Origin of the sequence: Corynebacterium sp. HMSC06C06, from assembly GCF_001807295.1 — a bacterium.
Taxonomy (GTDB): Bacteria; Actinomycetota; Actinomycetes; order Mycobacteriales; family Mycobacteriaceae; genus Corynebacterium; species Corynebacterium striatum.
This window is the reverse complement of record NZ_KV788482.1, coordinates 35,861-53,207: the sequence shown is the minus strand read 5'-3', so window position 1 is coordinate 53,207 and position 17,347 is coordinate 35,861. Positions and strand designations below refer to the sequence as shown.

At 60.9% G+C, this 17,347-nt stretch carries 19 protein-coding genes and 1 riboswitch; of the genes, 7 read left to right on the top strand and 12 right to left on the bottom strand.

Annotation, left to right across the window (positions count from 1 at the left end):
* Window positions 1-32: 32 nt before the first annotated feature.
* The 7 genes from HMPREF3153_RS03960 to hemL all read right to left on the bottom strand — a co-directional run bounded on the left by HMPREF3153_RS03960 (window position 33) and on the right by hemL (window position 6,507).
* Window positions 33-290 carry a helix-turn-helix domain-containing protein gene (locus HMPREF3153_RS03960; RefSeq protein ID WP_005527639.1) on the bottom strand — a complete coding sequence of 86 codons (258 nt, stop codon included), beginning with the start codon at window positions 288-290 and terminating at the stop codon, window positions 33-35.
* Window positions 290-1,330, bottom strand: a complete 1,041-nt coding sequence (gene ccsB, locus HMPREF3153_RS03955; RefSeq protein WP_070420084.1) for a c-type cytochrome biogenesis protein CcsB — start codon at window positions 1,328-1,330, stop codon at window positions 290-292. Before ccsB ends, HMPREF3153_RS03960 begins: the two co-directional genes overlap by 1 nt.
* An 84-nt stretch (window positions 1,331-1,414) precedes the next feature.
* Complete coding sequence (locus tag HMPREF3153_RS03950) at window positions 1,415-3,058, bottom strand: cytochrome c biogenesis protein ResB (protein ID WP_210385545.1); 1,644 nt, start codon at window positions 3,056-3,058, stop codon at window positions 1,415-1,417.
* A gap of 33 nt (window positions 3,059-3,091) precedes the next feature.
* Window positions 3,092-3,901, bottom strand: coding sequence for a cytochrome c biogenesis CcdA family protein (locus HMPREF3153_RS03945; protein WP_070420083.1), 810 nt, complete (start codon window positions 3,899-3,901; stop codon window positions 3,092-3,094).
* Window positions 3,902-4,504 (bottom strand): TlpA disulfide reductase family protein, encoded by a 603-nt coding sequence (locus tag HMPREF3153_RS03940; protein WP_070420082.1) that lies wholly within the window; start codon window positions 4,502-4,504, stop codon window positions 3,902-3,904.
* Between the two features lie 9 nt (window positions 4,505-4,513).
* Window positions 4,514-5,122 carry a histidine phosphatase family protein gene (locus tag HMPREF3153_RS03935; protein WP_070420081.1) on the bottom strand — a complete coding sequence of 203 codons (609 nt, stop codon included), beginning with the start codon at window positions 5,120-5,122 and terminating at the stop codon, window positions 4,514-4,516.
* A 59-nt stretch (window positions 5,123-5,181) separates the two neighbouring features.
* Complete coding sequence (gene hemL, locus HMPREF3153_RS03930) at window positions 5,182-6,507, bottom strand: glutamate-1-semialdehyde 2,1-aminomutase (protein WP_070420080.1); 1,326 nt, start codon at window positions 6,505-6,507, stop codon at window positions 5,182-5,184.
* A gap of 164 nt (window positions 6,508-6,671) precedes the next feature.
* On the opposite strand from hemL, the gene HMPREF3153_RS03925 reads away from it, so the two are divergent.
* The gene (locus HMPREF3153_RS03925; protein ID WP_070420079.1) at window positions 6,672-7,208 is read left to right on the top strand and encodes a hypothetical protein; all 537 of its coding nucleotides are present in this window, start codon (window positions 6,672-6,674) and stop codon (window positions 7,206-7,208) included.
* A gap of 74 nt (window positions 7,209-7,282) precedes the next feature.
* On the opposite strand, the gene HMPREF3153_RS03920 is transcribed toward HMPREF3153_RS03925, so the two are convergent.
* A complete protein-coding gene (locus HMPREF3153_RS03920; RefSeq protein WP_371440896.1) occupies window positions 7,283-7,450 on the bottom strand; it encodes a DMT family transporter in 168 nt (55 codons plus the stop codon).
* Window positions 7,451-7,525: 75 nt separating this feature from the next.
* A riboswitch (guanidine-III (ykkC-III) riboswitch) is annotated at window positions 7,526-7,591 on the bottom strand.
* A 46-nt stretch (window positions 7,592-7,637) separates the two neighbouring features.
* Here HMPREF3153_RS03920 and HMPREF3153_RS03915 point away from each other — a divergent pair.
* From HMPREF3153_RS03915 to HMPREF3153_RS03890, 6 genes are all read left to right on the top strand, one after another.
* Window positions 7,638-8,477 carry an NAD(P)-dependent oxidoreductase gene (locus tag HMPREF3153_RS03915; protein ID WP_070420077.1) on the top strand — a complete coding sequence of 280 codons (840 nt, stop codon included), beginning with the start codon at window positions 7,638-7,640 and terminating at the stop codon, window positions 8,475-8,477.
* Window positions 8,478-8,584: 107 nt separating this feature from the next.
* Window positions 8,585-9,160 carry an ABC transporter ATP-binding protein gene (locus tag HMPREF3153_RS03910; RefSeq protein WP_070420076.1) on the top strand — a complete coding sequence of 192 codons (576 nt, stop codon included), beginning with the start codon at window positions 8,585-8,587 and terminating at the stop codon, window positions 9,158-9,160.
* Window positions 9,160-10,206, top strand: coding sequence for an ABC transporter permease (locus HMPREF3153_RS03905; protein ID WP_246817158.1), 1,047 nt, complete (start codon window positions 9,160-9,162; stop codon window positions 10,204-10,206). The genes HMPREF3153_RS03910 and HMPREF3153_RS03905 overlap by 1 nt, the downstream gene beginning before the upstream one ends.
* Window positions 10,207-10,326: 120 nt before the next feature.
* A complete protein-coding gene (locus tag HMPREF3153_RS03900) occupies window positions 10,327-11,832 on the top strand; it encodes an ABC-F family ATP-binding cassette domain-containing protein (protein WP_070420075.1) in 1,506 nt (501 codons plus the stop codon).
* Window positions 11,833-11,938: 106 nt separating this feature from the next.
* Window positions 11,939-12,307: a GntR family transcriptional regulator gene (locus HMPREF3153_RS03895; protein WP_070420074.1), complete on the top strand. Its 369-nt coding sequence runs from the start codon at window positions 11,939-11,941 to the stop codon at window positions 12,305-12,307.
* Window positions 12,304-13,422 carry a DUF1648 domain-containing protein gene (locus tag HMPREF3153_RS03890; RefSeq protein WP_070420073.1) on the top strand — a complete coding sequence of 373 codons (1,119 nt, stop codon included), beginning with the start codon at window positions 12,304-12,306 and terminating at the stop codon, window positions 13,420-13,422. The genes HMPREF3153_RS03895 and HMPREF3153_RS03890 overlap by 4 nt, the downstream gene beginning before the upstream one ends.
* A gap of 69 nt (window positions 13,423-13,491) precedes the next feature.
* Here HMPREF3153_RS03890 and HMPREF3153_RS03885 read toward each other — a convergent pair whose 3' ends face one another.
* The 4 genes from HMPREF3153_RS03885 to HMPREF3153_RS03870 form a co-directional block, all read right to left on the bottom strand.
* Window positions 13,492-14,883: a protoporphyrinogen oxidase gene (locus HMPREF3153_RS03885; RefSeq protein ID WP_070420072.1), complete on the bottom strand. Its 1,392-nt coding sequence runs from the start codon at window positions 14,881-14,883 to the stop codon at window positions 13,492-13,494.
* Window positions 14,883-15,923 (bottom strand): uroporphyrinogen decarboxylase, encoded by a 1,041-nt coding sequence (gene hemE / locus HMPREF3153_RS03880; RefSeq protein ID WP_046645657.1) that lies wholly within the window; start codon window positions 15,921-15,923, stop codon window positions 14,883-14,885. The genes HMPREF3153_RS03885 and hemE overlap by 1 nt, the downstream gene beginning before the upstream one ends.
* Before the next feature lie 87 nt (window positions 15,924-16,010).
* Window positions 16,011-16,562, bottom strand: a complete 552-nt coding sequence (locus tag HMPREF3153_RS03875) for a tellurium resistance protein TerC (RefSeq protein WP_046645658.1) — start codon at window positions 16,560-16,562, stop codon at window positions 16,011-16,013.
* Complete coding sequence (locus HMPREF3153_RS03870; RefSeq protein ID WP_070420071.1) at window positions 16,559-17,320, bottom strand: MFS transporter; 762 nt, start codon at window positions 17,318-17,320, stop codon at window positions 16,559-16,561. Before HMPREF3153_RS03870 ends, HMPREF3153_RS03875 begins: the two co-directional genes overlap by 4 nt.
* Between the last annotated feature and the right edge of the window lie 27 nt (window positions 17,321-17,347).

Genomic DNA, 17,347 nt, shown 5'->3' with positions numbered 1-17,347 from the left:
GATCATGAAGAAAGTGATGGAAAGCTACGCCGCTAAGTGCGCGGCTGGAAGCTCATCTCTAAACCGAGGGCCTCGGCCACCGCGGTGACCTTCTCCCAGCGCACGCCGGTGCCGCCGTGTTCGATGGTGTGCAGAGTGGAGCGAGATACGCCTGCGGCATCGGCCAGTTGCTGCTGCAGGATGCCCAACTCGCGGCGGCGAGCCGCGAACTCCGCCCCGATGGCCAGCAGCTGCGGGTTATCGCCCGCCGGTTTGCCCTGTTTATTACGCGGCTTGTGAGTATCCGGCATTAGTTCAGCCCCGCGTAGGAGTGCAGGCCGGAGACAACCATGTTGATGAAGAACAGGTTGAAGATCATGAGCGACGTCGCCGCAATGTTGATCCACGGCGAGAACTTACGCCAGGACGGCGTCGCGCGAGCGTGCAGGTAAGCGGCGTAAAGAATCCAGGTCGCGAAGGAGACGGTCTCCTTCGGGTCCCAGCCCCAGAAGCGGCCCCAGGCGGACTCCGCCCAGATGGCGCCGAGGACGATACCCAGGCCCAAGGTCGGCAGCGTCACGATGCCCAGACGATATGCCAGCTGGTCCAGCTTCTTAGCCGAAGGCAGTGGCTTTGCCACCGTTCCAAAGAAGCCATGCTCCTTGCCCTTCGGCTGCCACACGCGCAGCATGCTCAGCAGCGAAGCGATACCGGAGATGATGCCGATAGAAGCACCAAGGGAAACCACGGTCACGTGGATGGGCAGCCAGTGCGACTGCAGCGCCGGAACCACCGGTGCCGACTCCGCATACAACTTGGTGGAGCCGTAGAACATCAGCGCCAAGATCGGGGTCAACATCCATGGCCACAGTGTGCGCCACTCTTTACGCTGCATCGCGATGTTAGCCACGATCAGGACACCGGCCGTGACCATCAAGACGTACTCGTAGAGGTTGCCGAATGGGAAGCGGTGCGTTGCCAGACCGCGCAGCACAATCGCGGTTACGTGCAAGACAATGCCGAGCCAGATGAGCATCTGGGTCATGCCGCCGAGCTTGTCAGCCTTTTCCTCACGCACGCGGGCTTCATCAGTGTGGAAAACGGAATCGGAGGTGTCGGCAGGGGTGGCGTCGGCAAGCGCGGCGTCGTCCTCAGACGCATAAGCGCTGCCGCCCGCAAGCACTGCCTGCTTGGACTCCGCCTTCTTGGCGGCTGCGGCGCGGCGGGCATCGATGACGCCCTGCATGCGACCGTAGTACACCAGCGAAATGAATAGCGCGATGGCGTAAATGACGAAGGCCGTTTGCACGGCAATGTCGGAGAAATTCGACAAATTCTGATCAATCAGCATGTAAAACCTTGCGCTTTAGCTCTCAATAGTTCCTGCATACAATACTCTCGTACGCTATCCACCTCAAACTTTTGGCGGATAGCTTTAATCCTCTACCCAGATCTCGTCTTCTTCGACCTCGTCTGGATCCGGCAGCTCCAGCAGTGCTCGGTGGACTGCGTAGAACTCCTCGGACCAACCAGCACGGTCGGTGCGCGCCAGTCCACCCATCTGGATGTCGGTGCCGCCGTCAGCGGCAGGGCTGATGCGTACCCAGATGCGGCGGCGCTTGATAACTAGCGAGCCCACCAGGGAAACCAGCATCACCAGTGCCGAGACCAGCACCCACTTCTGGAATGGGTCATAAGAAATCTGGTAATTCGCAAACTGGGAGGCACCGTTGAAGGTGACCTTGGTGCCGTCGTCCAACGTCACGGACTCGTTCTGCGAGAGATTCACGCGGTCAATCTTCTGCAACTGGCCCGAGTGCACCAGGGAGGAGTCCAGATCGAAGATGGACTGCGCGGTACCGGTATCCAGGCCGGCGTCGCCGCGGTAGATGTCAATGGCCAGCGCCGGATCGGTCAGGCCCGGGTAAGCAGAGGTGAGCAACTGGCCGTTCTCACCGGACCACTGTGCGGTCGGCGCGAAGAGACCCTGGATGGCGATCTGGTTCTGGCGGCGCTCAAACAAGTCCGGGTACATGCCGGCTGGTGGGTCGAAACGCATGACGCCAGAAGAAAGGAAGCGAACCATGTCATCGGGGCGGAACTGGATGGTCTGGGTGCGCTTCTCACCGTTGGGCCACTCCACCGTTACGGTCGGCGCGTAGCCGTGGCCCTGCAGGTAGACGCGGTTGTGGGACAGGCGCAGCGGGTGATTCACGCTGAGCTCATAGTCCTTCCAGGAGGAATGATCCGTGTAGATGTCATCGCCCTCCGCGTAGGACACGTTGGAGGTAAACATCTCCGCCTGGCCGTTATCCAGGTAATCCGCCGTGAAGTCATGCGCCACGAAGCAGAACGGGTGGAGCCCGGTGCCGTCGAAAAGCGAGCCCGCGCGGAAGGAGTCATAGTTCGAGGTCGAGGTATTGCAGAACTCAGTGGACTGCTCGAGGCTGGCTTCCTTGTCCTGGGAGCCCGACTCGGTCACCACGATGACCTGGCCTTCATAGTTGACCAAACGGCCCGCGGCCACGGTCAGCAGGATTGCCACGAGAGCGACGTGGAAGATGAGGTTGCACAGCTCGCGGGCGTATCCGCGCTCCGCGGAGAAGGACTTGAGGCCGGCGCGGTCATCTTCGGCGCTCGTCTCCGAAACGCGCCACTTTTTCAGCAGCTTGCGGGTGGCCTCTTCGATCTCTTCCGGGGAATGCTCAGAGTGGCCTTCTGCATGCAGCGGCATCTTGTCCAGGTACTTCGGCGCACGGGTAGGCGGAGTCTTCCATGCCTTGTAGTGCTCCCAGGAACGCGGGATGATGCAGCCCACCAGGGAAATCATCAGGAGGATGAAAATGGCCTGGAACCAGATGGAAGAGAAGACGTCGAAAAGCTGCAGCTTGTCGTAGATCTCCGCTACCTTGCCGTGGGACTCGATAAAGTCCGTGACGTTGGATTCGTTAAGGTCACGCTGCGGCAGCAGCGAACCGGGGATTGCGGCTAGGGCCAACAGGAACAACAGCGCCAGCGCGGTTCGCATGCTGGTCAGCCAATGCCATGCTTTACGCAGATAGCTCACTATAAGTTTCATGTCTCTCTGTGCCTTCTAAGCCTTATATGCCTTCTAGATCAGCGTCGCGCCGTACTCGACAGTCCACTGACGAATGAAGTTGATGAAATTACCCCACATGCCGGTAACCAGCGCGAGGCCCACGAGAATCATGGCGATGCCGCCGATGATCTGAATGGTACGAGAGTGCTTGCGCATCCACGAAATGGTGCGCATAGCGCGGGCGGAGCCCAAAGCAACGAGGAGAAAGGGCAAGCCAAGGCCCAAGCAATAACCAATGATGAGCAGGGTGCCGCGCACCGCGGTCATGCCCTGCGTGCCGACGGAAACGGAGATGATAGCCCCCAGAGTAGGGCCCAAGCACGGGGTCCAGCCAAGCGCGAATACGCCGCCCAGCAGCGGTGCGCCGAGCCACGTGGTCCAGCGGCGCGGAGCCATGCGGGTATCCTTCTGCAGCACTGGAACCACGCCCATGAACACCACGCCCATGAGGACGGTGATCACGCCACCGACGCGCATGAGCATCTCCGAATTCAGCGTGAGCGCGGAGATCGCACCAAAGACAGAAACGGTAGCGAGCACAAAGACCACCGTGAAGCCCAGGATGAACAGCAAAGCTGCTGCCACCACGGCCCATTGCCTGCGCTTTCCGACGCCCACCCCCAGCTCCGCGTCGTAGCTCACCTCACCACCGACCACGCTAGCCAGGTAAGAGATGTAGCCCGGAACCAAGGGCACCACGCAGGGGCTAGCAAAACTGACCAAACCCGCTGCTGCTGCGGCAAGAATTCCCAGCAGAAGCGGGCCGGCTGCGACGGTATCCGCAAAGGCCTCACCGACACCGGCGGCGAGAATGTGCTCCATTTATTCCTTCTCCAATGAGTCCACGACTGCGAGGACGTCCTTATCGGTGATTTCCCTCAAGAAAACTGCGGCTGGGCGATGCTGCTTGTCCAGCACGATGGTGGTGGGCACCACCGAGGTGGGCACACCGCCGAGAGCCGCCGCGGTCTTGAATGGCGGGTCATAGATGGACGGGTACTCAAGGCCGTTGTCCTCGAGGAAGTCACGCGAGATTTCCGGGTTGAAGTCGCGCACGTTGATTCCCAAGACCGTTCCGGTGCCGCGCTTGGCCAGCTCGGCATGGACGTTCTGGAGGTCATCGGACTCGGAGCGGCACGGCGCGCACCACTGTCCCCACGAGTTGAGCACGACGATCTGATCCGAAAAGTCATCCAGGGAAATTGTCTTGCCCTCGTTGCGGAGATCTTCACCGGTGAAAGACTTCAGCGGCTTGCGCTGATCCGGCGCGTACGTGATTTCCTTCTGACCGCCTGGGGCAAAGAACTCGAAAGTACCGCCGGTAGCTACGGCATTCTGCGCGTTATCGGCATCTTGACCGCAGCCCGCAAGAGTGGTCGCTGCAACGAGTACAGCTGCCGCCACGGGGAGGAATGTGTTTTTCAAAGCTCTGCCTTAAATCGCCTGTGCAGGTGAAGAATAGAAGATGTCGATCAGCTGGTCGTCCTGGAACACCAGGGAGGTGACCGAAGCCAGATCGCATTCGCGATCCCACGGGGCGTGCGCGAGGCGCTTGCCCAGTGCGGTGCGCTGCACCATCACGATGGGCAGCTGGTGAGAGACGATGATGGCCTCGTGGCCTTCTGCCTTCTGACGTGCGCGCTCGACGGCGTTCATCATGCGCGCGGCAATCTCTTCGAAGGGCTCGCCCCAAGAAGGCTGCAGCGGGTTACGCAGCAGCGGCCAGCGCTGTGGGTTCCACAGCTGGGAGTTCCAGCCCTTGGTGCGCAGGCCCTCGAAGCGATTGCCGGACTCAATGACGCTCTTGTCGACGTCCACATCAAGGCCGGTCACCTTCGAAATCGGCTGCGCGGTTTCCTGCGTGCGCTGCAGCGGGGAGGCCACCAGGTAGGTGACGTCGTGGCCGCGGAATGCCTCTGCCGTGCGCGCCGCCATGGAGTGTCCACGGGAAGACAGGTGGTAGCCCGGAATGCGCCCGTAGAGGATCTTGTGTGGGTTGTAGACCTCACCGTGGCGAACCAGATGGACGATGGTTGTCGACATAAATGCTCCTTTCGCTCTTTACGTGAGCTGCTGCGCTAGTGCGCAAGTAGACTAGCGCACTACTGCGGGCGAACTGCCGCTGCTGCCGCCTGCGCTGCCGGAGCAAGCGCCTTTTCGATTACCTCAAAATCATTGTCGGTCAGGGCGTCCGAAACAAACCAAGTCTCGAACGCTGACGGCGGAACGTAGACGCCGCCCTGCAAAAGCTCGTGGAAGAACGGTGCAAAGCGCCAGGTATCGGCAGCCTTCATGTCGTCGAAATTATTGCCCTGCCCCTCTGCGAAGCGGATGGAGAACATCGACGAGGCACGCTGGATGTTATGGGCCACGCCTTCCTTATCCAGGGCAGCGGTGATAAGGCCGGTGAGGCGGTCTGCATTGGCAGCCAGACGTGGGTAAAGCTCTTCGTTTGCCAGCTCGAGGGACTTCAGGCCAGAAGCCATTGCCACCGGGTTACCGGAAAGCGTGCCCGCCTGGTACACCGGGCCAACCGGTGCGAGATAAGCCATGATGTCGGCGCGGCCGCCAAAAGCTGCTGCGGGCAGGCCACCGGAGACAACCTTGCCGAAGGTGACCAAGTCTCCCGCCACATTGTCGACGCCGAACCACCCCTTGTGGGAGGTGCGGAAACCAGTCATGACCTCGTCGAGGATGAGCAGCGCGCCGTCGGCATGCGCGATGTCCTTCAGCGCTGCGTTAAAGCCTTCTACCGGGGCGACGGTGCCCATGTTGCCGGCCGCTGCTTCAGCGATGATGCAGGCGATTTCGCCTGGGTGCGCGGCAAAAGCCTCGCGCACGGCAGCGAGGTCGTTGTAAGGGACCACGATGGTGTCGGCAGCGGAAGCGCCGGTGACACCCGGGGAGTCAGGAAGGGCGAAGGTGGCCACACCAGAACCAGCAGAGGCCAACAGGGCGTCGACGTGGCCGTGGTAGCAACCGTCGAACTTCAGCACCTTGGCGCGGCCGGTGTAACCGCGGGCTAGGCGCACTGCGGACATGGTGGCCTCCGTGCCGGAGTTGACCAGGCGGACCTGCTCTACTGCGGTGCGCTCCACAATGCGCTCTGCCAGCAGGGTTTCCGCCTCGGTCGGCGCGCCAAAGGAGAGACCGTCGACTGCTGCCTTCTGAACAGCCTCCACGATTGCCGGGTGGGCGTTGCCGTGGATCATCGGGCCATAGGAGCTAACCAGGTCGACGTACTCGTTGCCGTCGACGTCCCACAGGCGGGAAGCTTCGCCGCGGGCGATGACGCGGGCCTGGCCGCCGACCGAGCCGAAGGCACGGACCGGGGAGTTCACACCACCTGGGGTGACCTTGGTGGCGCGCTCGAACCACTGGGTGGACTGGGAAACTGGCTGCTGACTCGTATTAGGCATAGCCAACATTGTAACTGTTCTAGCACTATACAAAAGTTGGAGTCTCCTGCGCGTCTTGCAGCACGTTCGCACACTCGCCGTGCGGGCTGTCCACAATGCGGTTACACTGACGGCACCACAAGTTCAGCGCAGGGGGTTGCGCTGGCAAACGTCACAACTTCGGGGGAAGAATTATGCGTTCGCGCTTGCTTATCTGTGCATTGGGTTTGGGCACTACACTGTGCGTTTCCTGCACAACACACGAGACCACTCCAGTAGCCGTGCAAGAGGACAAGACGGCTCGACCAACCACCTCAAGCGCCACTGCGTGGGATCCCGGCGCGGCTCCGCAACCCATCACCCGCTTGGCACCAGAGACTTCCGCCACAACGGCACCGGAAGTAGCGGCACCAAACCAGGAGCTGCAGTCTGCCGAAAATGCACTCGGCCAAGGCCAACTAGACCAGGAGCACCTGCCTCAAGCTCACACTGTCACCGTCCGCGCCCCGGCCCCTGCGCCACGGCCGGCTCCACGTCCAGCGCCTGCGCCGGGACCTGCCTTTCCGCAGATGCCCAAGCTGCCAGATTTTCCCGTGCCGGCTCTCCCACCTCCGCCAAAGATTCCAACAGCAATCCCGATACCGCCCGAGGTACAGGGAGGTATCGATCAGATCCCTAAGCCACCACCGCTGCCTCGCCCTGAGGACATCTACATTCCGTTGCCTCACTAACCGCATTAGCGAACTTCGCTAATGCGGTTAGTGATGTGATGCGTTTTAATGCACCACATTCAGGCCCACGATGCTTAATGCACCACTTTCAGGCCCACGATGCCGCCGATGATCATTGCGAGGAAAAGGACCTTCCACACGGTAGCGGCTTCGTGGCCGGCCAGGATTGAATAGCCGACAGTGACCACGGCACCGAAGCCGGCCCACACCGCATAGGCGGTGCCCACGGGGATGGTTTTCATGGCCCAGGCCAAGCCGCCCATACGGCTTCGAAAGCACCGGAGGCGATCAGTATGAACCAAGCCATAACTTTTCCTTCTGGCCGTCTTGTCGCGCTACCGGGTACGGCTCCCTCGTCCGGAACGCACAGGCTGCGCGTCTGCGCCTAATCATGGCACACCTGCGCCGGGTAATGGCACACTGGCAGCCATGAAGATTGCATTCCTTGGAACCGGCCGCATGGGCAGCGAGCTTGCTCGCCACCTCATCCCTAACCACGACGTCACCGTGTGGAACCGTACCGCCGAGCGCGCGCGGCCGCTTGTCCGCGAAGGCGCCACTCTCGCCGCCACCCCGGAGGATGCGGTAAAAGATGCTGAGGTCATCATCACTTCGCTGTTCGGCCCGGATGACATCCGGGAGCGTGTTATCGACACCAACCTCATTCCGGAGGGCGTGACCTGGATTGATACCACGACCGTCTCTCCGGAGGCCGCCCGCGAGTTCGCCGCGGCGGTGGAGTCCTACGTCCATGCCCCGGTGGTGGGCTCCCTTGGCCCGGCGCGAAATGGTGAGCTCGGCGTCTACGTGGGCACGCCTGACGACGCCCGCCGCGAACAGGCCATGGACCTGGTTGAGCCGTGGGCTGGTGAGAACAAGCTCATCGGTGTGGAATCGGCCGCCACCGCGGCAATTGGCAAGCTGCTTGCCAACTTGGCACTCGCTGTTACCGCTGAGGGCCTGCTCGAGGCTCTGCAGCTCGGCGAGTCCGAGGGCCTCGACTCTGAAGTCGTTCTGGAGATGCTCGACATCACCGGCTTGGCATTCATCAAGAACATGAAGGGCCCATTCATCACGGGTGAGCGCAACACCACTCCGGGTGACTTCACTGTCGACGCCCTGTGCAAGGACGCCAAGCTCATGGAGGCTACCTCTTCTAAGCCGCTGCCAGCAGTGCACGCCGCCATCGAACGCTTTGAGGAACAGCAGTCCATGGGCCACGGCGACCAGGACTTCTCTTCTATCTTTGTATTCCGCAACAAGGGCTAGCACGAGCTAGCGGTTGCCGACGATTTCGCGCAGCACCCGCGCCAGCTGCGCGTTATCGCCTGTGTCCTGGCAAAGCCTGCGAGCAGCCGAATTGATAGCCTTGCCATATGCTGAACATCGATGCCACTTACGGACACACCGCAGCCCTCGGCCATCTTGCCCGCGAGTTTGCCTCGGGGCGCATGTACGGCCTCAAGGGAGCTAACGGCTCAGGCAAGTCGACGTTGCTCGCCACTCTCGGTGGCGAGCTCGCAACTCTCGAGGGCACCGTCCGGGTTGATGGGGAGGAGGTGGGAACGAGGGCGTCGGCAAGCGCGGTGCTCACCGTGGCCGACCCCATCTTCCTACCGGACCTCACCGTGGGCGAGCACATCGATCTCATCGCCCGGACCACTGGCGTTGACTTCGCTGAAATCATCGAATTGTGGGCGCTTGAGGAGCTCCTGCCCCACCCCGCCACGCGTTTGTCCGCGGGCCAGCGCCAGCGCGTTTTCCTGACCATCCAGCTCTACCAGCCCGCGCAAGTACTGCTTATCGACGAACCCGAGCGCCACCTCGACGCCGAGTGGACGCAATTCCTCAGCAGCGAACTGCGCCACCTGGCGAAAGAAGGTCGCTGCATCATCGTGGCGTCCCACTCGCCTACCGTCACCGATGCGTGCGATGAGTTGGTGGAGCTATGATGCCTGACACCAACTCTCGTACTGGCATGACACGGGCCCTGTCGAAGTTCGGTGACGTCGTTGGAGCGATCGTCATGTTTGGTTGTCTCCTAGGCGTACTCTTTGGCGTATGGCAATACGCCGCCGACTATTTGCCTTTCGTTGTAATTCGCGCCGACGTTGCTCCTCTACAGGTAACGGGCGGCATCCTGGGGCTGCTGGCGCTGATTGTGCTTCTGGAGGCGCTGTTCCCGCTGCGTGGGATGCCAGGCCCCCGGTGGGTTTACTACCTCCGCCCACAAGGACGCCTGCGGGGCATGGATGCAATTTCAGTTCTGCAGCTGCTCGGGGTCACTGCACTCGTGTTGCTGCTTTGCGTGTCCCTCGGTACATCTCCTCTATTCGCGCTGGCAGCGCCAGCATTACGCATGGCCGTAGGCTGGCGTTCCTTCACCGTTGCGTCACTGCTCGCCGCTGGCCGTTCCCGTCAGGTGAGCAGTTCAGGTGTGAACCTGCTCGACTCTGAGGTCAGCTCCGACGCCCTGGCCAGCCAAAGCATGTGGTTGAAACCGCGGATCGGTTCGTCTGCTTCTTTAGCTGGCCTTTTCGCGCGCCGTCTAAGCAGGCGTTGGTACATCGGTGTCGGCGCACTGGCAGTTGCTGGTTTGAGCCTCGGGTTCGCACCGCACCTGGGTTCGCTGGGCATTCTTGCATTTGCCGCCGCTTGGTCCATGGTGGGTGCGGCCGTAAGCCGCGCAGGTTCCTTTGGGCGGATCGTGGAAGGACCTTGGGCAGAGTGGGGTCTTCCTATGAGCGCTGCGATAGGCACAGCGATTATAGGAACGGTCTTTGTTGCCATCGTGTGGCAGCTTTCACTTGCCGCACTTGCAGTCATCGCGGTAGGCCTGGCGTGGGCCGGCTACACTAGGTCCCGCCCTGCCCGCGTGACGCAAATGAGCATGGTCGATACGGGCGGTTTCGGTGCTTCCTTTTCTCCTGAAGTGGTGGGCTACTTAAGCCGTGGTTGGAAAGGCCTCGCAGTAGTGGCAGTGGCGCTTTTCTTGTAATCTCATTTCCCCACAAACTATGGACAGCACGCAGGCACGCTGCTACCCTTCCTTGCCATGAAGATCCGCTCTTAATTCGAAGCTCACATCAACACCTCTGACTCGAAGGCGGATCGATCCATGCCTATTTCTTTCACTGACCTCACCATTGTGTGGCCCGATGGTAAACCCTGTTTCTCGAATCTCAATGGGACTTTTAGTGCACAGTTCACCGGACTCGTTGGCACCAACGGCTCGGGCAAATCAACGCTGGCCAAGGCGCTGGCCGGGATACTCGAACCAACCTCAGGTACCGTCAGTGCCCCTAGCGTCGGGTACCTCGACCAAGACTTAGGTCTAAAAGTCTCCGATACTGTTGCCGACGTGTTCCACGCCCGTGAAGTATTGGAGGCCATCGAGCAAATCGAAGCGGGACACTACACCGACGAGCTCGTAGAGGTCGTCGGCGAGCATTGGGACCTCAAGGAAAAAATCAGTGCTGCGCTCGCGGCGTCGGAATTGCCCATTTCCTTGGATCGCACAATCGGTAGCCTATCGGGCGGCGAGGCCGTTACTGTCGCGCTTACTGCGCTCTTTTTCTCCGAACCTGACGTGATCATTTTGGATGAGCCCACAAACAACCTTGATGCGCAGTCCAAGGAACTTCTCCTTAGCTTGATCGCTGACTCGCCGGCCCAGGTTTTGGTCATTTCACACGACCGCGATCTACTCAATCACGCAGATTGCATCGCCGAGCTCTACCACGGCTCGTTACGCATGTTTACTGGGAACTATGCCTCCTATGAGGAGGCTATTGACCAAGAGCAGGACGCCGCGCTTGCCGACGTCCACCAGGCCAAGGCCGCCTTACGCAAAGAAGTCCGCCAGCGGTCAGCAATGCAAACGCGGCTAGCCCGGGATGAGCGTCGCGGAAAGAAATACGCGGCCTCCAAGCGCAAGCCACCTCTCGCAATGGGCCTGGACAAGAATCGCTCTCAAAACACAGCTGCCAAGCGCTCGCACGAAGCAGCCCAATCAGTGGCAAGCGCACAGCAGGAGTACGACAAAGCTCAGCTGCGGCTACGCGACGATTCTGCCGTCCATATCGAGCTTCCGAGCACTCAACTGCCTAACGCAACCCACGTTCTCCGCAGTGAGCTACTCAGCATCGTGGGCCCTGAGCGCGTCCGACTCGCAGGCCCCAACGGTTCCGGAAAGACAACGTTCCTCAACCGCGTGGCAAACGGCGACGTCGACTACGCACTAGCCTGTGGCTACTTGCGTCAGCGCATAACGCTTCCCGGCAATAAAAGCGTGTGGGAGTTAGTGACCGAGTCCAATCCTCACGCTGCGCCGCAGTATCTGCGCAATCAGCTTGCGCAATTACTGTTCCAGAACGACAGCGTACACGCTCCGCTTTCCCAGTTATCAGGCGGCGAGCGCTTTCGGGCCGAATGCGCCCGGGTCTTGTTGTCAGACCCAGCGCCGAAGTTTCTACTCCTCGACGAACCCACGAACAACCTCGACATTCCCACCGTGGATTGGCTTATCGACGTCCTCTCTGCATACTGCGGGGCAATGCTGGTGGTGAGTCACGACGAACACTTCTGTGCACGCTTGCTTCTCGATCGCACCGTTGAGCTTTAGGTAACTAGTTTCAGCCTAAGCTTGTATCATTGACACCAATACAATCTGTGCTATATTTACTAATACAACGTTGTATTAGTAAGAACAACACAGAAAGTGAGGGTGCATGTTCATCACCCTTAGCCCGGACTCTGACGTCCCACTGTTTAAACAAATCCACGACAAGATAGTTGCGGCCATCGCTCACGGTCAGCTCCGTGACGGCGACAAGCTTGATCCAGTTCGCCGTCTCGCAGCCGACTTCGGCATCAACCCGGCCACGGTCAAGAAGGCCTACGACCAGCTCGTAGCCGACGGCCTCGTAGAAACCGCTGGACGCTCCGGCACCGTGGTCCGCCCAGGCGCCCGCACTGCAGCCCAATCCCAGCAACTCGACGAGGGCCTCACCCGCGTCGCCTGGCTTGCACGCGCGCAGGGCTTCACCGTTTCCGAAATCCGTGACCATCTCGACGCCATCCTGAAGGAACTACCATGATTTTCGCATTATCAATGGCCGCGGTCACCTTAGCTGTGACGTGGGCCCTGGCGGCAGCACCGGCGATGGCCGTCTTGCCCCTTGGCGTTTCAGTACCCCAAGACAAACGCGCTGAGCCTGCAGTAACTGATGCCATTAAGCACTACCGCTGCCTCGTGTGGGCGATTGGTATCGCCGCCACCCTTATTTCAGTGGCCACATGGAAGTGGCCAGCATTCGCAGCGCTGCCTTCCCTTATCGTCATCTTTGGAGCACTCTTTGCTTACGTTAAATCGCGTCGCCGCATCATCGAGGCCAAAGCCGCGGGCGGCTGGTATGACGATGTCGAAACAGCCATTTCTGCACAGATAACTGCCACGTCGCTGAACAACAGCGCGCTGGCCGACCTCACCGCCCAGCCCCGCTTTCCCTGGATTTGGGTCCTCGGCTCACTGCTCATGACCGCAGCTTCCGCGGGCATCGTTGCCCAAGGCTGGGACACGATTCCCGAGACCATCCCTACGCACTGGGGCGCCTCCATGCAGCCCGACGCCTGGAGCGACAAAGGCATCGGCACTGTATTCGGGTTGACCTTCGTTAACTTCGGAATGATCGCAGTCTTCGCACTGATTTTTTGGTTCGTCTGCACCTCATCGGTCCATTCACGTTCGGACCGCTCCATCAAGGGTCAGCTGCGAAACCGCGCGGTAATGGACGCAACAAACCAGGCAACAGGTTTCTTACTCTTTGCAATCTGCCTACCCATGTCGCAGATTCAGGTTGCCTCCGCATTGCCTCGCTACGCCGGCTGGCTGCCTGTGGGATTCATCGGCGTTATCGTCATGAGCCTGGTCGGGGTCATCGCCCTCATCATGATGATCCTGCGCGCACAAACGCGCATCGATGATGCCCTGCGGGGCGTGAATTTCCCTGACGACGGCAAAGACTCCCCCGATAATGACGAGTTCTACAAGTGGGGCATGTTCTATTACAACCCTGACGACCCAGCCGTCATGGTAGACAAGCGCTTTGGCGCCGGCGTGAACTTCAACTACGCCCGCTGGCAGGCGAAGGTTTTCATGGCCGTCATTCTGCTACTGCTCATAGGTTCCGTCGCTTTGCCAATTTTGCTCTAGCAGCTTGTCGGTGGAGGTTTTTCGTAGGCGGCCTGGCTGGCGAAGGGCGAGGGGTTTCCTGCTCTCTAGCTACGCGAGCAGACGCTGCGCAGCCGCGCGGGCATCAGCGATGACGGCTGGCACGCCCACGCCACCGGACCAGGCACCGGTGGCTTCTATGCCAGGGACGTCGGCAAGCGCGGCGTGCGCCGCGGCAACCGTGGCCAGATGGGTCTCGTCGTAACGCGGGATGCCACCGAACCAGCGCTGGGTGAAGATTTCAGAAACGCCCGCCGCGCGGCCATCGAAACCAGTGATGTGCTGGAGGTCGTCCAACGCGTAATCCACCAGCTGATCTTCCTCAGCGCGCAGCAGTGCGTCGTCGCCAAAACGGCCGAAAGACGCGCGGACCAGGGCACCGCCGCGCTCAGCTAGGTGTGGCCACTTTCTCGAAGACAGCGTAAACGCTTTAGCGTTTACGCCCTCTTGATCCGTGCCCACCAGGATTCCGGTGTTATCGGGCAAGCGGTTGCCTTCCGGATCAGTATCCGAGTCGAACTTGAAGCCCACAACTACGGAGCCGGCCAGCTTCACCTTCTTCAGCGCGGCAGCAGCCGCAGGAGAAAGCGCTGGGAGTAGGCGCGCGGTGGTCGGCGCCGGGGTGGCAAAAAGCACGCGGTCATAAAGGCTGGTCTCGTTTGGTGCGCCCTTCACGCGGAAGCCTTCGCCCTCGCGGGTCACGCCGGAGATGAACGAATCCAGGTGGATAGCGGCCCCGGACTTCTCAGCCAATGCCTCGTAGACCTCGGCGTAGCCGCCGCGGAAAGTTTGGAACGGTGCTCCCTTGCCAGGCGTGCGAGGTCGGGCCTCCTCCATCGCCTTGACTGCGGCGGAAAGGGTCACGGGCCCCTCTGCGGCGAGCTTGTCCAAGGTCGCTGCCAACGCCGGGATGGTGGCGCGCAGCCCCAGGTCGTCCGCAGTGCATGAGTACACGCCGCCCAATAGAGCGGAGACCACGTGCTCGACGACGTCGTCGCCGAACTGCTGGCGCACCAGCTTGCCCACGGACACGTCGCCGCCGATTTCCCATTCAAAGGGCTCCTCGTTGTCGATGCGCTTCGCCGTCTCTTCGGAGACCAAAGGTGCAATGGTGGCCGAGGAAGACGGGATGCCCATCATGCCGCCGGAGGGCAGGGACTGCAGCTTCGAATCCACGTAGACCAGCGGGGAAAGGCCCGATGGGGAGACGAAGGAGTCCGCCAAGCCCAGCTGGGTGAAGAAGTCCACGACCTCAGCGTTGCGGGCGAGGAAGGCCTCCGCGCCCATGTCGGTTGGGCCGTCGTTGAAAGGCACGGTGTAGAGCTTTCCGCCAATACGGCCCTCTGCCTCGTAGACGTCGATCTCGTGGCCCTCGTTGCGGGAAGCGATCTCCCACGCGGCTGTAAGGCCCGCCAAGCCTGCACCAATAATTGCGATCTTCATTAGCCCTCCTCGTGGATGATGGCGACGGCGCGGGTGACAGCGTCGGCGTCAGTGGTAGGTAGTACTCCGTGGCCCAAGTTCCAGATATGCGTATCGATGTCGCCGGCCGCTTGGGCTGCCGCGACCTCGCCCTTGATGGCGCGCACTGCGCCGCGGATGGCGTCGTCGCCAGCGAACAAGAGCGCAGGATCCAGGTTGCCCTGCAAAGTGCGGGCGCTCACGCGCTTGGCTGCGGCATCCATGGAGACGCGGTAGTCCACGCCCATGACTTCAGAGCCGGCCTCGGACATCGCGCCGAGCAGCTCGCCGGTTCCCACACCAAAGTGGATGCGTGGCACGCGGCCCTCAGCAGCTGCGAGGATGCGCGTGGAATACGGCAGCACGAACTCGCGGTAATCACGCTCGTTGAGGTAGCCCGCCCAGGAGTCGAAGAGCTGCATCGCGTCGATGCCCGCCTCCATCTGCAGCTCCAAGAAGGAGATGATGGTGGGTGTCAGGCGCTCCATCAACACGTGCCAAGTCTCCGGCTCCGCGTGCATGAGGGCCTTGGTTTTCTCGTGGTTCTTGGACGGGCCGCCCTCCACGAGGTAGCTGGCCAGAGTGAAAGGCGCACCAACGAAACCAATGAGCGCCTGCTGCGGGTTCAGCTCGTCCAGGATAATGCGGATGCCTTCGCGGACCTCGGGAACGTCCTGGTCCAGGATGGGCAGGTTCTCCACGTCCTGACGGGTGCGGATGGGCGCGTCCATGACTGGGCCGCGGCCGGGAACGATGTTCACGCCTACTCCTGCTGCTTTGAGCGGAACGACGATATCGCTGAACAGGATGGCGCCGTCGACGTCGTGGCGGCGGACCGGCTGCAGGGTGATTTCGGCGAGCAGCTCCGGTATGAAGCAGGAGTCGAGCATGTCGATGCCCTCGCGCACTTTGCGGTACTCAGGCAGCGAACGTCCAGCTTGGCGCATGAACCACACCGGCGGACGAGAGGGAGTGCGGCCAGTGGCAGCGTCGATAAGCGGGGCGTTGTTGAGTCGTGACATGGTCCTCATTATGAATCAAAAGTTGGATACGAATCTAGTTAGCCACACCTTCGCTAGCGGGCCCGCGCATGCGATCCCACGCAAAAGCTAGAAGCGCGGGTTGTGCTCGCGAATGAACTGGTTGGAATCAGGGCGATAAAGCAAGAGCAAAGCCACCGCCAGAACCACTGGAATAACGATGAGGATGAGTCCACCCACACCCAGCGCCATCGCGGCGATGTTGACGAACAGCGTCACCGCAATCGCGATGGTGATGATGCGGCGCGACCACTTGGAGCCGTGCGCTAGCTGCGCGGAGCAAACAGCCATGATGATGGCGCACACGATGTTGGAAATAGCTACGAAGTTGCGGTTGCGGGAAAGGTACTCAGCCACTTCCGGGGAGGCAGCGACTTCCTCAGCGCCGGAGTCGCCGAAGAGGCCCACCATGCCAGAGACCAGCATGATGACTGCAGCAATGACGAGAACCCAGTAGGAAAAGCGCAGCGAACGCGGCCACCAGTTTGCATGGTTCGCTGCCGCAGCAGAGTCTTCCGCGCCCTTCTTCTTGCGTCCTGCACGGTTGTAATCAACCGGCCCCGGCCGGGATGGGTCACCTTTGGGTTGGCCGTTTCCTTGGCCCGGGAACATACTTGTCATCGCCGTGGCTCCTGGTCATAGCGACCGGAGTCGCGCGGGGCATCGTGTTCTGAAGTTTTCTGCTGCTTTTCCAACAGCTCTTTGCGTTCCTGTTCTCGGCGCTCGCGTTCTTTGTCGCGGCGTTCTTGCGCGAGTTCCTGCTCCAGCTTGCGCATTTCCTCGAGCTCGCCGGTGTAGTCCAGGGTTTCTTCCTTCACGGAGAATATTAGACCCATTACCGCAGCTACGCCGACCAAGATCTGCACGGTGCCATCGACCATGATGAGCCAGTCCGGCGCCTCGCTGCCGGCCGGGCTCGAGAGGAAGACGAGCAGCGTGCGAAAAGCAAAGAACAAGGAGAACGCGAACCACAGGCGACGTCCCGTGCCCGCAGACTTCTTGTTCTTGTTCAGCAAGTACAGCATCACCTCAAGGACCACGATGATGACCAAAGAAATCAGGCTGGAGAAGGCCACCGAGCCATAACCGATGATGCTGATCAAGGAGTCGGAGATTTCCTGCCCCGAATCCTTCGCGGCTTCCTCAGCAGTCTTGCGAGCCTCGGCAAACAGCACCGAGCGGTTGAGGAGCGTCATCACCACATTCAGTATCTGGTGAATGACCTCAAAGCCCAAGGCGCCGGCCCACAGCTTGAGCATGAGGCTTACTGCCTCAGGGCGCTCCTTTTCCGGTTGCGGAGCTTGTGGGGCTTGCGGGGCCTGGGCAGCAGTTGGAGCCTGCGGGGTCTGCTGAGGGGACTGAGGAGCCGGGAATGTCACAGATATCCTTTTGAAGGTTCGGTCGCT

Bases quoted from the DNA above. Each gene is read 5' to 3' on its own strand.
- HMPREF3153_RS03895 (WP_070420074.1), top strand. From the start codon at position 11,939: ATGTTCATCACCCTTAGCCCGGACTCTGACGTCCCACTGTTTAAACAA.
- HMPREF3153_RS03920 (WP_371440896.1), bottom strand. From the start codon at position 7,450: ATGAAAACCATCCCCGTGGGCACCGCCTATGCGGTGTGGGCCGGCTTC.
- hemE (WP_046645657.1), bottom strand. From the start codon at position 15,923: ATGTCACGACTCAACAACGCCCCGCTTATCGACGCTGCCACTGGCCGC.
- HMPREF3153_RS03910 (WP_070420076.1), top strand. From the start codon at position 8,585: ATGCTGAACATCGATGCCACTTACGGACACACCGCAGCCCTCGGCCAT.
- HMPREF3153_RS03945 (WP_070420083.1), bottom strand. From the start codon at position 3,901: ATGGAGCACATTCTCGCCGCCGGTGTCGGTGAGGCCTTTGCGGATACC.
- hemL (WP_070420080.1), bottom strand. From the start codon at position 6,507: ATGTTGGCTATGCCTAATACGAGTCAGCAGCCAGTTTCCCAGTCCACC.
- HMPREF3153_RS03885 (WP_070420072.1), bottom strand. From the start codon at position 14,883: ATGAAGATCGCAATTATTGGTGCAGGCTTGGCGGGCCTTACAGCCGCG.
- HMPREF3153_RS03905 (WP_246817158.1), top strand. From the start codon at position 9,160: ATGCCTGACACCAACTCTCGTACTGGCATGACACGGGCCCTGTCGAAG.
- HMPREF3153_RS03900 (WP_070420075.1), top strand. From the start codon at position 10,327: ATGCCTATTTCTTTCACTGACCTCACCATTGTGTGGCCCGATGGTAAA.
- HMPREF3153_RS03915 (WP_070420077.1), top strand. From the start codon at position 7,638: ATGAAGATTGCATTCCTTGGAACCGGCCGCATGGGCAGCGAGCTTGCT.
- HMPREF3153_RS03935 (WP_070420081.1), bottom strand. From the start codon at position 5,122: ATGTCGACAACCATCGTCCATCTGGTTCGCCACGGTGAGGTCTACAAC.
- HMPREF3153_RS03950 (WP_210385545.1), bottom strand. From the start codon at position 3,058: ATGAAACTTATAGTGAGCTATCTGCGTAAAGCATGGCATTGGCTGACC.
- HMPREF3153_RS03875 (WP_046645658.1), bottom strand. From the start codon at position 16,562: ATGACAAGTATGTTCCCGGGCCAAGGAAACGGCCAACCCAAAGGTGAC.
- HMPREF3153_RS03960 (WP_005527639.1), bottom strand. From the start codon at position 290: ATGCCGGATACTCACAAGCCGCGTAATAAACAGGGCAAACCGGCGGGC.
- ccsB (WP_070420084.1), bottom strand. From the start codon at position 1,330: ATGCTGATTGATCAGAATTTGTCGAATTTCTCCGACATTGCCGTGCAA.
- HMPREF3153_RS03890 (WP_070420073.1), top strand. From the start codon at position 12,304: ATGATTTTCGCATTATCAATGGCCGCGGTCACCTTAGCTGTGACGTGG.
- HMPREF3153_RS03925 (WP_070420079.1), top strand. From the start codon at position 6,672: ATGCGTTCGCGCTTGCTTATCTGTGCATTGGGTTTGGGCACTACACTG.